General features: G+C 54.8%; 14 protein-coding genes. 9 read left to right on the top strand and 5 right to left on the bottom strand.

From position 1 onward, the window contains the following. Positions 1-2 precede the first annotated feature (2 nt). The 3 genes from hemX to hemC are packed head-to-tail and all read right to left on the bottom strand — an operon-like array spanning position 3 to position 2,890. The gene (hemX, locus tag IMQ48_RS22240; protein ID WP_196210697.1) at positions 3-1,190 is read right to left on the bottom strand and encodes a uroporphyrinogen-III C-methyltransferase; all 1,188 of its coding nucleotides are present in this window, start codon (positions 1,188-1,190) and stop codon (positions 3-5) included. Positions 1,191-1,211: 21 nt separating this feature from the next. After that, complete coding sequence (gene hemD, locus IMQ48_RS22235) at positions 1,212-1,952, bottom strand: uroporphyrinogen-III synthase (RefSeq protein WP_196210696.1); 741 nt, start codon at positions 1,950-1,952, stop codon at positions 1,212-1,214. Next, positions 1,949-2,890 carry a hydroxymethylbilane synthase gene (gene hemC, locus IMQ48_RS22230; RefSeq protein ID WP_196210695.1) on the bottom strand — a complete coding sequence of 314 codons (942 nt, stop codon included), beginning with the start codon at positions 2,888-2,890 and terminating at the stop codon, positions 1,949-1,951. Before hemC ends, hemD begins: the two co-directional genes overlap by 4 nt. A 394-nt stretch (positions 2,891-3,284) precedes the next feature. Here hemC and cyaA point away from each other — a divergent pair, with 394 nt between their 5' ends. Next, the gene (cyaA, locus tag IMQ48_RS22225) at positions 3,285-5,831 is read left to right on the top strand and encodes a class I adenylate cyclase (protein WP_196210694.1); all 2,547 of its coding nucleotides are present in this window, start codon (positions 3,285-3,287) and stop codon (positions 5,829-5,831) included. A gap of 95 nt (positions 5,832-5,926) precedes the next feature. Here the strand turns inward: cyaA and cyaY are convergent, their stop codons facing one another. After that, positions 5,927-6,247 (bottom strand): iron donor protein CyaY, encoded by a 321-nt coding sequence (gene cyaY, locus IMQ48_RS22220; RefSeq protein ID WP_096758930.1) that lies wholly within the window; start codon positions 6,245-6,247, stop codon positions 5,927-5,929. A 139-nt stretch (positions 6,248-6,386) separates the two neighbouring features. On the opposite strand from cyaY, the gene IMQ48_RS22215 reads away from it, so the two are divergent. From IMQ48_RS22215 to corA, 8 genes are all read left to right on the top strand, one after another. Further along, the gene (locus tag IMQ48_RS22215) at positions 6,387-6,590 is read left to right on the top strand and encodes a lipoprotein (protein ID WP_115259844.1); all 204 of its coding nucleotides are present in this window, start codon (positions 6,387-6,389) and stop codon (positions 6,588-6,590) included. Positions 6,591-6,626: 36 nt separating this feature from the next. Further along, complete coding sequence (gene dapF / locus IMQ48_RS22210; protein WP_003017933.1) at positions 6,627-7,451, top strand: diaminopimelate epimerase; 825 nt, start codon at positions 6,627-6,629, stop codon at positions 7,449-7,451. Next, entirely contained in the window at positions 7,448-8,155 is a 708-nt protein-coding gene (locus IMQ48_RS22205; protein ID WP_196210693.1) for a DUF484 domain-containing protein, read from the top strand. Before dapF ends, IMQ48_RS22205 begins: the two co-directional genes overlap by 4 nt. Then, entirely contained in the window at positions 8,152-9,054 is a 903-nt protein-coding gene (gene xerC, locus IMQ48_RS22200; protein ID WP_115259842.1) for a tyrosine recombinase XerC, read from the top strand. Before IMQ48_RS22205 ends, xerC begins: the two co-directional genes overlap by 4 nt. Beyond that, a complete protein-coding gene (yigB, locus tag IMQ48_RS22195; protein ID WP_196210692.1) occupies positions 9,054-9,770 on the top strand; it encodes a 5-amino-6-(5-phospho-D-ribitylamino)uracil phosphatase YigB in 717 nt (238 codons plus the stop codon). The genes xerC and yigB overlap by 1 nt, the downstream gene beginning before the upstream one ends. A gap of 189 nt (positions 9,771-9,959) precedes the next feature. Next, positions 9,960-12,122: a DNA helicase II gene (gene uvrD, locus IMQ48_RS22190; protein ID WP_096758924.1), complete on the top strand. Its 2,163-nt coding sequence runs from the start codon at positions 9,960-9,962 to the stop codon at positions 12,120-12,122. A 247-nt stretch (positions 12,123-12,369) separates the two neighbouring features. After that, entirely contained in the window at positions 12,370-12,426 is a 57-nt protein-coding gene (gene ysgD, locus IMQ48_RS23150; protein WP_212723238.1) for a YsgD/CorL family protein, read from the top strand. Between the two features lie 154 nt (positions 12,427-12,580). Then, complete coding sequence (gene corA, locus IMQ48_RS22185) at positions 12,581-13,531, top strand: magnesium/cobalt transporter CorA (RefSeq protein ID WP_181618185.1); 951 nt, start codon at positions 12,581-12,583, stop codon at positions 13,529-13,531. Between the two features lie 117 nt (positions 13,532-13,648). Here the strand turns inward: corA and rarD are convergent, their stop codons facing one another. Next, entirely contained in the window at positions 13,649-14,545 is an 897-nt protein-coding gene (rarD, locus tag IMQ48_RS22180; RefSeq protein WP_096758922.1) for an EamA family transporter RarD, read from the bottom strand. Positions 14,546-14,574: the final 29 nt, after the last annotated feature.

The following is a 14,574-nucleotide window of genomic DNA, read 5'->3' as shown; positions in this document are numbered from 1 at the left end:
CATTATTCTCCCTGCGTCGCGGTTGCCGGCGTGTCAGCCTGAGGTGCAGGTGCAGGTGCAGTTTCAGCCTCGGCTGGAGAGGTTGTCGGCTGGGCCAGTAAATTACGTACGCGGGTCTGCATGAGCTTCTCGATAATAGCCTGGCTCTGCAGCGTGTCTGGCACGTTCATACTGATGCTTTGCTGGCTCAACTGATCCACTTCGTCAAGAAACGCTTTGGTGGTGGCATCGTCGGTGTCGTAGTAGGCACGTACCCAGGTGGAGACATTTTCCAGCGCCTGGCGCCAGGTTTCTTCCTGATGACGCGGCACGGCCTGTGCGGCGACTAGCAGGCGAGAACGGATATTTTCACGCAGGTAAACGTCCTGATTCGGTGCCAGCAGCGGGACGGCGGTTTCATCGCGACGGCGAATGGTAATAAAGCTGTCCATAAAGTTCTGCCAGCTTTTTTGTAGATTGACGCGCCATTCGCTAATGGAGCTGGAAAGCTCGCTGCTGTCGGAATCCATCGGTGAATCATCGGTGTCATTGTCAGCCAGGCGTAGGTTATCAATCTGGTTGGAGAGTTGATTCACCTTGAGGATAATGCCGTCGTAGTCGACCTGTGAAACCGCAGACAGGCTGGCAATATCATCGGTGATGGCGCGACGAGCGGTAATCAAACTGGGGTCGTTCATGTCTGCCAGGCTGGCATCGGCGCTTTTCAGCAGTGCTGCCGCAGACGTGACGTCCTGATCGCTCCATAATTTACGTCCGGCCATTTTCACCAGGAAATCAGCCTGCGCCAGCAGCCAGGCTTTGGCATCACTGCCGGAAATGGTGGCAACTTTTTGCTGGACTTCATCAAGCTGTTTGACCAGCGCGGCCTGTTGGCGGTTGGCTTCATCCAACTGCGTTGCTTGCTGTTTAATTATGCCTTCCAGTTCGCTCTTCTGATTTTCCTGCGCTTTTTGCAGCGCGATGAGCTGATTAGCCAGCGCATCGCTAGTTGCGGTCTGCGTTATTGCCTGCTGTTTCCCCCAGCCATACAGACCCACGCCCGCTGCCAGCGCAATCGCAATCGCCACTGCGCTCAGGATCAGTGCGGTGCTGTTGTGGTTCTTTTTTTCTGCTTTGACTGGCTGTGGCGTCGTTTCCACGGCCTCCCTGGTCTCTTCAACCACGGCGGAGGATTTTTCTTGTTCCGTCATTATGGCATCCCATTATGAGAGTTATTGTAATGCGCGCAGTAGCGCATCGTTGTCGGCGTTATCAGCGACCTTAATATCTTGCCAGCCCAGTTCCCGGGCGAGGTGCGCCAGACGCTCACTGACGACCAGCAGCCGACAGCGTAGTAACCAGTGCTCACGATACCACTGCGGAATAAGCGACCAGAGCTGTTGCAGCATCTCTCCGCTGGTGACAACCACCGTCGTCACGCCGCGCGAATGCCAGCGCATCGCCTCTTCTGCACCATCGTAATGTTTTGCACTGCGTTGATAACATTCACAAAAATAAACATCGGCACCACGAGCAGTTAAGGTTTCGCCTATCAGCTCCCGACCGCCGTTGCCGCGTAAAATAAGCGCGCGTTTTCCCGCAATATTTTGTAATTCAGGTAATTGTAGCAAGACTTCGCTGATTTCCCGATCCAGTGGATAGTGAATATTACATCCGCTCACGGTATGTAGCGCCAGCGCCGTTGTACGGCCGATGGCAAAATAGCGCGGAAGTGAGGGCCAGCTAGCCCTCTGCTGCTGTAGCTCGGCATCGGCAAAGGTAACGGCGTGCTGTGAGAGGGCGAAGACCAGATCGTTTTCCGTGAGCGCCGACAGTCGGGAGGCTAGCGTAGCCAGTTCCCGACCCGGCGAAAACTCAATGAGCGGAAAACTCCAGGCCACCTGCCCCAGTGTGCGCAGACGGCTCACTAACTCTTCCCCTGCGGGAGACGGGCGGGTGACCAGAATACTCATGCCGGTGCTTCTCCGTTATAAACTTCAGCCAGAATGGTACGCGCACCGTTCTCTAACAGTTCTTCCGCCAGAGAAATACCCATTTGTTCGGCATCCTGTGGTGCGCCGCGACGCTCGCCGCACACCATCTGCGACCCATCAGGTGCACCGACCAGCGCACGTAGCCAAATTTCACCGTTGATGAGTTCAGCATAGCTGCCAATAGGCACCTGACAGCCCCCTTCCAGGCGCGTGTTCATGGCGCGTTCCGCTTTGACGCGCAGGGCGGTTTCTTCATGGTTGAGCGGGGCCAGCAGCGCCTGGGTGCGCAGATCGTCAAGTCGACATTCTATGCCTACTGCGCCTTGCCCGACAGCCGGCAGAGAGACTTCCGGTGGTAGTGCGGTCCGGACGCGTGACTCAAGTCCCAAACGTTTTAACCCGGCGACGGCGAGAATAATGGCGTCATAGTCGCCGTTATCCAGTTTGCTCAAGCGAGTACCCACGTTGCCACGCAGCGATCGGATAATAAGATCCGGGCGCTGCTTCGCCAACTGACACTGGCGACGCAGACTCGAGGTCCCAACGATGCTACCTTCCGGGAGTTCATCCAGTGAGTTAAATTTATTTGAGACAAACGCATCGCGTGGGTCTTCGCGTTCACAGATAGTGACCAGGCCAAGCCCTTCAGGGAACTCGACCGGCACATCCTTCATAGAGTGCACGGCGATATCGGCGCGTTTTTCCAACAGCGCGACTTCCAGCTCTTTGACAAATAAACCTTTCCCACCAACTTTCGCCAGCGGGGTATCCAGGATCACGTCGCCACGGGTCACCATAGGGACCAGTTCAACGACCAGGCCGGGGTGATTTGCCATCAAAGCGTCTTTGACATAATGTGCCTGCCAGAGCGCAAGGGGGCTTTGGCGTGTGGCAATTCTCAAAACATTGTCTAACATGCTTGTTACCGTCATTATCAATCATTAACCATCCTAACATCCTTATCAAAGGGATGTCAGCGTTACGCTCAAACGTAGTGAGACGAAAAGGCGCTGCATCATCACTGGCAGTGATTAATGACGAGAGACCTCCCGACCGTATGAAGGAATTTACACGCAACGAACGGTGCTACACTTGTATGTAGCGCATCTTTCTTTACGGTCAATGAGCAAGGTGTTAAATTGATCACGTTTTAGACCATTTTTTCGTCGGTACTCCCTAAAAAAAGTACGGCGAAAAAAAGGTAACGGTTATTTTTGACATACGGTTTATCTGAATTGCTGAAGAGTGTTGGTAAGCGCATGCGCTGCAGCAGTCGACAACATGCCAGATAGCAAAATCAGGCGATACGTCTTGTACCTCTATATTGAGACTCTGAAACAGAGACTGGATGCCATAAATCAACTGCGTGTCGATCGCGCGCTTGCTGCCATGGGCCCTGCTTTCCAGCAGGTATACAGTCTGCTGCCGACATTATTGCACTATCACCATCCGCTGATGCCGGGTTACCTCGATGGTAACGTTCCCAAGGGCATATGCTTTTACACGCCTGATGAAACCCAACGTCACTATCTGAATGAGCTGGAACTGTACCGCGGCATGTCTCCGCAGGACCCCCCGAAGGGCGAACTGCCAATTACCGGCGTTTACTCGATGGGCAGCACTTCTTCAGTCGGGCAAAGCTGTTCCTCTGACCTGGACATCTGGGTTTGCCATCAATCCTGGCTGGATAGTGAAGAGCGTCAGTTGCTGCAGCGTAAATGCAGCCTGTTGGAAAGCTGGGCAGCCTCGCTGGGCGTGGAAGTCAGCTTCTTCCTGATTGATGAAAACCGTTTCCGTCACAATGAAAGCGGCAGTCTGGGTGGTGAAGACTGTGGTTCGACGCAGCATATCCTGTTGCTTGATGAGTTCTATCGCACTGCTGTGCGCCTCGCGGGCAAACGTATACTGTGGAATATGGTGCCGGGCGAAGAAGAAGAGCATTACGACGATTACGTCATGACGCTCTACGCGCAAGGGGTGTTAACGCCAAACGAATGGCTGGATCTGGGTGGGCTTAGCTCGCTCTCCGCCGAAGAGTACTTTGGTGCCAGCCTCTGGCAGTTGTACAAGAGTATCGACTCCCCGTACAAAGCGGTGCTGAAAACACTGCTGCTTGAAGCATATTCCTGGGAATACCCCAATCCACGCCTGTTGGCGAAAGATATTAAACAGCGCCTGCACGACGGCGAGATCGTCTCTTTTGGTCTCGATCCGTACTGCATGATGCTGGAGCGCGTGACCGAGTACCTCACGGCAATTGAAGATCCGACGCGCCTCGATTTAGTGCGTCGATGTTTCTACCTAAAAGTGTGTGAGAAACTGAGCCGCGAACGCGCCTGCGTGGGCTGGCGTCGTGAAGTGCTAAGTCAGTTAGTAAAAGAGTGGGGTTGGGACGACGCCCGTCTGACCATGCTGGATAACCGCGCTAACTGGAAGATTGACCAGGTACGTGAAGCGCACAACGAACTGCTCGATGCGATGATGCAGAGCTACCGTAATCTGATCCGCTTTGCGCGCCGTAATAACCTCAGCGTCAGTGCCAGCCCGCAGGACATCGGTGTTTTGACCCGTAAGCTGTACGCTGCGTTTGAAGCCCTGCCGGGTAAAGTGACGCTGGTGAACCCGCAGATCTCACCGGACCTCTCGGAACCGTATCTGACCTTTATCCATGTGCCGCCGGGCCGTGCTAACCGTTCCGGTTGGTATCTCTACAACCGTGCGCCCAACATGGATTCGATCATCAGCCATCAGCCGCTGGAATATAACCGTTACCTGAACAAGCTGGTGGCGTGGGCGTGGTTTAACGGTCTGCTGACGTCACGTACGCATTTGTTTATTAAGGGCAATGGTATTGTCGATCTGCCAAAGCTGCAGGAAATGGTCGCCGACGTATCGCACCACTTCCCGCTGCGTTTACCGGCACCGACGCCAAAAGCACTCTACAGCCCGTGTGAGATTCGCCATCTGGCGATTATCGTCAACCTTGAATACGACCCGACGGCGGCATTCCGCAATCAGGTGGTACATTTTGATTTCCGCAAGCTGGATGTCTTCAGCTTTGGCGAAGAACAAAATTGCCTGGTCGGTAGCGTAGATCTGCTGTACCGCAACTCGTGGAACGAAGTGCGTACGCTGCACTTCAACGGCGAGCAGGCGATGATTGAAGCGTTAAAAACGATTCTCGGCAAAATGCATCAAGATGCGGCACCGCCGGACAGCGTCGAGGTCTTCTGTTATAGCCAGCATTTACGTGGTCTGATCCGTACCCGCGTTCAGCAACTGGTGTCCGAGTGTATTGAGCTGCGCCTTTCCAGTACGCGCCATGAAACCGGTCGTTTCAAAGCGCTGCGTGTTTCCGGGCAGACGTGGGGACTGTTCTTTGAGCGTTTGAACGTGTCGGTACAGAAACTGGAAAACGCCATTGAATTTTACGGCGCGATTTCACACAACAAGCTGCACGGTCTTTCCGTTCAGGTTGAGACTAACCACGTGAAATTGCCGTCGGTGGTGGATGGTTTTGCCAGTGAAGGGATCATTCAGTTCTTTTTTGAAGAAACGGGTGATGAGCAGGGCTTTAATATCTACATTCTGGACGAGAGTAATCGGGTCGAGGTGTATCACCATTGCGAAGGCAGCAAAGAAGAGCTGGTTCGCGATGTCAGCCGCTTCTACTCCTCGTCGCACGATCGCTTTACCTACGGCTCCAGCTTCATTAACTTTAATCTGCCGCAGTTCTATCAGATTGTGAAAACCGATGGCCGTGCGCAGGTTATCCCGTTCCGTACCCAGCCGATTAACCCGGTCCCGCCGGCTAATCAGGATAATGACACGCCGATGTTGCAGCAGTATTTTTCGTGATTATGGTGCCGGATGGCGGTGTAAACACCTTATCCGGCCTACAATTGACGCGCAACGGGTAGGCCGGATAAGCAAAGCGCATCCGGCACAAAACCTCAACGGAAGCTCACGGCTTCTCCCGCCTGTTGCGTTGCAGCCTGCTCCAGCAGATCCCAGAAGCGTTCACCGCTACGGTCGCAAATCCATTCGTCACCTTTCAAGTTAAAATGGTAGCCACCCTGTTTGGTCGCCAGCCACACCTGATGCAGCGGCTCCTGACGGTTAATAATAATCTTGCTGCCGTTTTCAAAGCTGATGGTCAGCACGCCGCCGTTGATCTCGCAGTCGATATCGCTGTCGCCGTCCCAGTCGTCCAGACGCTCTTCAATGGTCATCCACAGGGTGTCGGCAAGGCGGTGAAATTCACTGTCGTTCATTGGTGTTTTTCCGTTTTTTCATGATGGCGAGAGTATAACCTGAAAGAATTCACGTTGCAGTTTTAGCCAAACTCTTGCTTTTACGTCTTCTCCTGCGATGATAGAAAACAGAAAGTATGAACTTTACGGGCAATCCATAATGAAAAACGTGTTTCAGGCACTCGCTGTACTTCTTACTCTGTTCAGCCTGACGGGCTGTGGTCTGAAAGGTCCACTCTATTTCCCGCCAGCAGATAAAACCGCGCCGCCACCGACGAAGCCAGTTGAAACGCAATCGCAGTCCACAGTGCCCGATCGAAACGATCGAGCAACGGGAGATGGGCCTTCCCAGGTAAACTACTAAAGCGAAGTCTCTGTACCCGCGTGAACGGAGTGAACGATGCAATTCTCTAAAATGCATGGCCTTGGCAACGATTTTATGGTCGTCGACGCGGTAACGCAGAATGTCTTTTTTTCACCGGAGCTTATCCGCCGCCTGGCCGACAGGCATCTTGGTGTGGGATTTGATCAGCTGCTGGTGGTTGAGCCTCCGTATGATCCGGAGCTGGATTTCCATTACCGTATCTTTAATGCTGACGGTAGCGAAGTGTCGCAGTGCGGTAACGGTGCCCGTTGTTTTGCGCGTTTTGTACGCCTGAAAGGGCTGACCAATAAACGTGATATCCGCGTCAGTACGGCGAATGGCCGCATGGTATTAACTGTGACGGACGATGAGCTGGTGCGGGTCAATATGGGCGAGCCCAATTTTGAACCCTCGCAGGTGCCTTTTCGCGCCAATAAAGCAGAGAAGACCTATATTATGCGGGCGGCTGAGCAGACAGTATTGTGCGGCGTGGTATCAATGGGGAATCCACACTGTGTCATTCAGGTTGATGATGTGGATACGGCCACGGTGGAAACGCTGGGACCGGTTCTGGAAAGCCACGAACGCTTTCCTGAGCGCGCCAATATTGGATTTATGCAAGTGGTGAAACGCGAGCACATCCGGCTGCGCGTCTATGAACGTGGGGCGGGTGAAACGCAGGCCTGTGGCAGCGGAGCGTGCGCTGCTGTCGCTGTCGGTATTCAGCAGGGCCTGCTGGCAGAAGAAGTGCGCGTGGAACTACCGGGCGGTCGCCTTGATATCGCCTGGAAAGGCCCGGGTCATCCGTTGTATATGACTGGCCCGGCGGCACATGTCTACGACGGATTTATTCATCTATGAAGCAACCAGGGGAAGAACTACAGGAAACGCTCATGGAACTTGACGATCGGGCGGTCGTCGAATATCTGCAACGTCACCCTGAGTTTTTTATCCGTAATGCGCAAGCGGTTGAAGCGATGCGCGTCCCGCACCCGGTGCGGGGTACGATCTCTTTAGTTGAATGGCATATGGCTCGGGCGCGTAATCATATCAACGTGCTTGAAGAGAACATGACGTTATTGATGGAACAGGCTAACGCTAACGAAAGCCTGTTTTATCGCCTGTTAAATCTGCAAGGACGGCTGGCGGCGGCCAGCAGCCTCGACGATATGCTGATGCGATTTCATCGCTGGGCACGTGAGCTGGGGCTGGCAGGCGCGACGGTTCGTCTGTTCCCGGATCGCTGGCGGCTTGGCGCCCCTTCAAAGTTTACCCATCTGGCATTAAGTCGTCAGGCCTTCGAGCCGCTGCGTATTCAGCGTCTCGGGCAGTCACAGCACTATCTGGGTCCGCTCAATGGCCCGGAACTGCTGGTGATGATGCCGGAGGCGAAAGCGGTTGGTTCGGTAGCCATGTCGATGCTGGGGCAAGATGGTTCCCTTGGCGTCATGCTGTTCAGCAGCCGTGATGTTAATCATTACCAGCAAGGGCAGGGCACGCAGCTATTGCAGGAAATCTCGCTGATGTTGCCGGAACTGCTGGAGCGCTGGATTGAACGCGTATGACCGACTCACCGCTTTCTCAGGACGTTGCACGCTTCTTACGCTATCTGGGCGTGGAGCGTCAGCTTAGTCCCATCACGTTGCTCAATTATCGGCGTCAGCTGGATGCCATCATCGCGATAGCCGAAGAAACCGGCCTGCAAAGCTGGCAACAATGTGATGCTGCAAGGGTGCGCAGTGTTGCCGTACGCAGTCGCCGCAACGGTCTGGGACCGGCGAGCCTGGCGTTGCGCCTCTCCGCCTTACGCAGTTTCTTCGACTGGCTGGTGAATCAGGGTGAGCTGAAAGCCAACCCGGCAAAAGGTATTTCTGCGCCGAAGGCACCGCGGCATCTGCCGAAAAATATTGATGTGGATGACGTTAACCGACTGCTGGATATCGATCTCAACGATCCCCTCGCCGTGCGCGACCGGGCTATGCTGGAGGTGATGTACGGCGCGGGACTGCGTTTGTCGGAACTGGTTGGCCTGGATATTAAACATCTCGATCTCGACACCGGCGAAGTGTGGGTGATGGGTAAAGGCAGCAAAGAGCGCCGCCTGCCAATTGGCCGCAATGCGGTGGCGTGGATCGAACACTGGCTGGATCTGCGCGGGCTTTTCGGCAGTGACGAAGACGCGCTGTTTCTGTCAAAACTGGGCAAACGTATCTCCGCGCGTAACGTGCAGAAACGTTTTGCCGAATGGGGTATCAAGCAGGGGCTGAATAGCCATGTGCATCCCCATAAACTGCGCCACTCGTTTGCGACGCATATGCTGGAGTCGAGCGGCGACCTGCGCGGGGTACAAGAGCTGTTGGGACACGCTAACCTCTCTACCACGCAAATCTATACCCATCTTGATTTTCAACACCTGGCTTCAGTGTACGATGCGGCGCATCCGCGCGCCAAACGGGGGAAATAATGCGTTTTTACCGGCCTTTGGGGCGTATTTCTGCGCTCACCTTTGACCTTGATGACACCCTTTACGATAACCGTCCCGTTATCACGCGCACCGAGCAGGAAGCGCTCGCGTTTGTGCAAAACTATCACCCGGCGCTGAGCACCTTACAAAATACCGACCTGCAGCGCCTGCGCCAGGCCGTGCGCGACGCCGAACCGGATATTTACCATGATGTCACCCAGTGGCGGCATCGTGCCGTAGAGCGCGCCATGCTGGAGGCTGGCCTGTCGGCGGCAGAGGCGAAAATGGGGGCGAACGCGGCGATGATGAACTTCGCCAAATGGCGCAGCCGCATCGACGTCCCGCAATCTACGCATGACACGCTGAAGGTACTGGCCCGCAAGTGGCCGCTGGTGGCCATCACCAACGGTAACGCGCAGCCGGAGCTGTTTGGTCTGGGCGATTATTTTGAGTTTGTGCTGCGTGCCGGCCCCGATGGGCGCTCAAAACCGTTCAGTGACATGTACTCGCTGGCGGCGGAAAAGCTGAATATGCCCATAGGTGAGATCCTGCACGTCGGTGATGACCTGACGACAGACGTCGCCGGAGCCATCCGCTGTGGCATGCAGGCCTGCTGGATCAAGCCGGAAAATGCCGACCTGATGCAAACCGCTGACAGTCGTTTACTGCCGCATATCGAAATTTCACAGTTGGCATCTCTGACCTCGCTGATATAATCATCAACAACTCTGTATAAATTTCCAGGGGCCCATACACGTCGCACTTCAAGTTGCAGATGCGTTGGCTGCACTCGTTCACCCCAGTCACGTACTTATGTACGCTCCTGGGGATGAACTCCCTTGCCGCCTTCCTGCAACTTGAATTGCTTAGTGTATTACTGAGCCCTGTTGATTCCGGCGGTGCCAATGGACGTTTCTTACCTGCTCGATAGCCTCAATGACGAACAGCGCCAGGCTGTGGCCGCGCCACGCAGCAATATGCTGGTTCTGGCAGGTGCGGGGAGTGGTAAAACGCGCGTGCTGGTACACCGCATCGCCTGGTTACTGACGGTTGAGAACAACTCACCATACTCGATTATGGCGGTGACCTTTACCAACAAAGCGGCGGCAGAAATGCGCCACCGTATTGGTCAGATTATGGGAACCAGCCAGGGCGGTATGTGGGTCGGTACCTTCCACGGTCTGGCGCACCGCCTGCTGCGTGCGCACCATATGGATGCCAACCTGCCGCAGGATTTCCAGATCCTCGACAGCGAAGACCAGTTGCGCCTGCTGAAGCGTCTGATCAAAGCGATGAACCTCGATGAGAAGCAGTGGCCAGCGCGCCAGGCAATGTGGTTTATCAACAGTCAGAAAGACGAAGGGCTGCGCCCGCATCATCTTCAAAGCTACGGTAATCCGGTCGAGCAAACCTGGCAGAAGGTTTACCAGGCCTACCAGGAAGCGTGCGATCGCGCCGGGCTGGTGGATTTCGCCGAGTTGCTGCTGCGAGCCCACGAACTGTGGCTCAACAAACCGCACATTCTGCAGCACTACCGCGAACGTTTTACCAACATCCTGGTGGACGAATTCCAGGATACCAACAATATCCAGTATGCCTGGATCCGCCTGCTGGCGGGTGACACCGGCAAGGTGATGATCGTCGGCGATGATGATCAGTCAATCTACGGCTGGCGCGGAGCGCAGGTGGAAAACATCCAGCGCTTCCTCAACGACTTCCCCGGTGCCGAAACTATTCGTCTGGAGCAGAACTACCGCTCGACCAACAATATCCTTAGCGCGGCTAACGCCCTGATTGAAAACAATAACGGGCGTTTGGGCAAAAAACTGTGGACCGAGGGCGTCGACGGTGAGCCGATCTCACTCTATTGCGCGTTCAATGAACTCGATGAAGCGCGTTTTGTGGTTAACCGCATTAAAGCCTGGCAGGACAACGGCGGTCAGCTGACGCAGTGCGCCATTCTTTATCGCAGCAACGCCCAGTCGCGCGTGCTGGAAGAGGCGCTGTTACAGGCCAGCATGCCGTACCGTATTTACGGTGGAATGCGCTTCTTCGAGCGTCAGGAAATTAAAGACGCGCTCTCTTACCTGCGCCTGATAGCTAATCGTAACGACGACGCCGCGTTCGAGCGTGTGGTGAATACCCCCACGCGCGGTATCGGCGATCGTACGCTGGACGTGGTGCGTCAGACTTCGCGCGACCGCCAGCTGACAATGTGGCAGGCGTGTCGTGAACTGCTGCAGGAAAAAGCCCTAGCCGGGCGTGCCGCCAGCGCACTACAGCGCTTTATGGAACTTATCGACGCACTGGCGCAGGAAACCGCCGATATGCCGCTGCACGTGCAGACCGACCGGGTAATAAAAGACTCCGGTCTGCGCATGATGTACGAGCAGGAAAAGGGCGAGAAGGGCCAGACGCGTATCGAAAACTTAGAGGAACTGGTGACGGCAACGCGCCAGTTCAGTTACAACGAAGAAGACGAAGACTTGATGCCGCTACAGGCGTTCCTCTCCCACGCGGCGCTGGAAGCGGGCGAAGGGCAGGCGGATACCTGGCAGGATGCGGTCCAGCTAATGACCTTGCACTCGGCCAAAGGTCTGGAGTTCCCGCAGGTGTTTATCGTCGGAATGGAAGAGGGCATGTTCCCCAGCCAGATGTCACTCGATGAAGGCGGGCGCCTCGAAGAGGAACGCCGCCTGGCCTATGTGGGCGTTACCCGTGCGATGCAGAAACTGACGTTGACCTACGCCGAAACGCGTCGCCTGTACGGCAAAGAGGTTTACCACCGGCCATCCCGGTTTATTGGTGAATTACCAGAGACCTGCGTGGAAGAGGTTCGCCTGCGCGCCACGGTCAGCCGTCCGGTGAGCCACCAACGGATGGGCACGCCGATGGCGGAGAACGACACCGGCTATAAGCTCGGTCAGCGTGTGCGTCACGCCAAGTTTGGCGAGGGCACCATCGTCAACCTGGAAGGCAGCGGTGAACACAGTCGTTTGCAGGTCGCGTTCCAGGGGCAGGGGATTAAATGGCTGGTTGCCGCCTACGCCAGACTGGAAACCGTTTGATCGCCTGATGGCGCTACGCTTATCAGGCCTGCATGTTGCTTAATATTATGATTTGTAGGCCGGATAAGGCGAAGCCACCATCCGGCAATCTTTCGGTTAATATTCTGAAATCATAGATAAATCCCCCCGTTCTGCTAACCTTGCAGCATGAGGGGAAATTATTACTTTTTCGCCATCTGTTGCGTGTTGACGTCAAAATTTTGCTGGCGTAACATGCGCGCACGATTACGCTAAGAGGACATTCGCCTTGGACACACCCAGTAGATACTGGCTCATTATCCTGTCATCCAGGATCAACTCCTAAGGCTATCCCTTTTTGCTGATAGCCTTCGCGGTTGTCAGCGACCTTCTGTTTATTCTCGTCGCGCCGAGTCAGGCTGTTTAATGGTCTGAAACCCAATTTGTTTCTGTGTGCCCACCGAACTGTCCGATAATTTTTTGCATTGGGAGTCCCGGTCATGCTGAGCGCATTTCAACTGGAAAACAATCGTTTAATACGTCTTGAGGCGGATGAAATTGATCATCTCGCCAGTTCGGTTTGGGTCGATTTAGTCGAGCCGGATGACGATGAACGAAACCGTGTGCAAAAGGACTTGGGCCAGAACCTGGCTACGCGCCCTGAACTGGAAGACATCGAAGCATCCGCGCGTTTCTTTGAAGACGAAGACGGCCTGCACATCCACTCCTTCTTCTTCTATGAAGATGCCGACGATCACGCGGGCAACTCAACCGTGGCATTCACCATTCGAGAAGGTCGCCTGTTTACTCTGCGCGAGCGCGAACTGCCGGCGTTTCGTCTGTACCGTATGCGTGCGCGTAGCCAGGCGATGGTTGACGGCAACGCTTACGAGCTGCTACTCGATCTGTTCGAAACAAAAATCGAACAGCTGGCGGATGAGATAGAAAACATCTACAGCGATCTGGAAAAACTCAGCCGCGTGATTATGGAAGGGCGTCAGGGCGATGAATATGACGAAGCGCTCTCCACGCTGGCGGAACTGGAAGATATTGGCTGGAAAGTTCGTCTGTGTCTGATGGATACCCAGCGCGCATTAAACTTCCTGGTGCGTAAGGCGCGACTGCCGGGCGGTCAGCTGGAGCAGGCGCGCGAGATCCTGCGTGATATCGAATCCCTGCTGCCGCACAATGAATCCCTGTTCCAGAAGGTTAACTTCCTGATGCAGGCGGCGATGGGCTTTATCAACATCGAACAGAACCGCATTATCAAGATCTTCTCGGTGGTCTCCGTTGTGTTCCTGCCGCCGACACTGGTGGCGTCCAGCTACGGCATGAACTTTGAGTTCATGCCAGAACTGCACTGGAGCTTCGGTTACCCAGGCGCGATTGTCTTTATGATGCTCGCGGGCCTGGCGCCATATTTGTACTTTAAGCGCAAGAACTGGCTGTAGCAGAGAGTTATTAACGCTCCCGTAGGCCTGATAAGCGCAGCGCCATCAGGCAGAAAGATGCCGGATGGCAACGTAACCGTCTTATCCGGCCTACAAAATCAGTGCCATCAGGCACAATCACAGCCCCCTTCGCGTTCTGCGTAGGGTATAAATCGCATCCATCACGAATATCGCCAGCGCGACCCAGATAAAGGCGAACGTCACCATCTTATCTGCGCCCGGTACTTCACCGTAGAATGTCACCGCCAGCAGGAACATCAGCGTCGGCCCGATATACTGGAAAAAGCCCAGCGTGGACAGACGCAGACGGGTCGCTGCACCGGTAAAGCACAGCAGTGGAATGGTGGTCACGACCCCTGCTGCAATCAGCAACAGATTGAGCGACATGGGGTTCTGTCCCATATGGCTGGTTGGGCTATCGGCAATACCAAACAGATAGATTGCCGCAATCGGTAACAGCCACAAGGTTTCGATCAGCATGCCGGTTTGCGCCTCGACGGCGATCTTCTTACGCACCAGGCCATAAAAAGCAAAACTGAAGGCCAGTCCCAGCGCAATGATTGGCAGCGAGCCGAACGTCCACAACTGTACCAGTACGCCGCAGGCGGCGAGCAGCACGGCCAGCCACTGCATGCGGCGAAAGCGCTCGCCGAGGAAAATCATGCCCAGCACAATATTCACCAGCGGGTTAATAAAGTAGCCGAGGCTGGCTTCCAGCATATGGTGATTGTTGACCGCCCAAATGAATAGCAACCAGTTGCCGCCGATGAGCACCGCGGAAAGCGCCAGCAGGAAAACCTTCTTTGGCGTTTGCAGCAGAGTTTTGACCCCTGACCATTGGCGGCTGATACTCATCAACACCACCATAAAGAAAAACGACCAGATCACACGGTGCGTCAGGATTTCGTCTGCGGGGACGTAGTAAATCAGCTTGAAGTACGCGGGTGCAATGCCCCAAATAAAATAGGCAGCAAGAGCGAGTAATACGCCTTGCCGCGTTTGCTTAGCATCCATCGGGAAAACTCATTTCAGAAATGTAACAG

Source organism: Citrobacter sp. Res13-Sevr-PEB04-36, assembly GCF_015672735.1.
GTDB lineage: Bacteria > Pseudomonadota > Gammaproteobacteria > Enterobacterales > Enterobacteriaceae > Citrobacter.
This window is presented reverse-complemented; position numbering and strand designations above follow the sequence as displayed.

Bases quoted from the DNA above. Each gene is read 5' to 3' on its own strand.
- IMQ48_RS22205 (WP_196210693.1), top strand. From the start codon at position 7,448: ATGAAGCAACCAGGGGAAGAACTACAGGAAACGCTCATGGAACTTGAC.
- dapF (WP_003017933.1), top strand. From the start codon at position 6,627: ATGCAATTCTCTAAAATGCATGGCCTTGGCAACGATTTTATGGTCGTC.
- hemD (WP_196210696.1), bottom strand. From the start codon at position 1,952: ATGAGTATTCTGGTCACCCGCCCGTCTCCCGCAGGGGAAGAGTTAGTG.
- hemC (WP_196210695.1), bottom strand. From the start codon at position 2,890: ATGTTAGACAATGTTTTGAGAATTGCCACACGCCAAAGCCCCCTTGCG.
- uvrD (WP_096758924.1), top strand. From the start codon at position 9,960: ATGGACGTTTCTTACCTGCTCGATAGCCTCAATGACGAACAGCGCCAG.
- yigB (WP_196210692.1), top strand. From the start codon at position 9,054: ATGCGTTTTTACCGGCCTTTGGGGCGTATTTCTGCGCTCACCTTTGAC.
- IMQ48_RS22215 (WP_115259844.1), top strand. From the start codon at position 6,387: ATGAAAAACGTGTTTCAGGCACTCGCTGTACTTCTTACTCTGTTCAGC.
- hemX (WP_196210697.1), bottom strand. From the start codon at position 1,190: ATGACGGAACAAGAAAAATCCTCCGCCGTGGTTGAAGAGACCAGGGAG.
- rarD (WP_096758922.1), bottom strand. From the start codon at position 14,545: ATGGATGCTAAGCAAACGCGGCAAGGCGTATTACTCGCTCTTGCTGCC.
- xerC (WP_115259842.1), top strand. From the start codon at position 8,152: ATGACCGACTCACCGCTTTCTCAGGACGTTGCACGCTTCTTACGCTAT.
- corA (WP_181618185.1), top strand. From the start codon at position 12,581: ATGCTGAGCGCATTTCAACTGGAAAACAATCGTTTAATACGTCTTGAG.
- cyaY (WP_096758930.1), bottom strand. From the start codon at position 6,247: ATGAACGACAGTGAATTTCACCGCCTTGCCGACACCCTGTGGATGACC.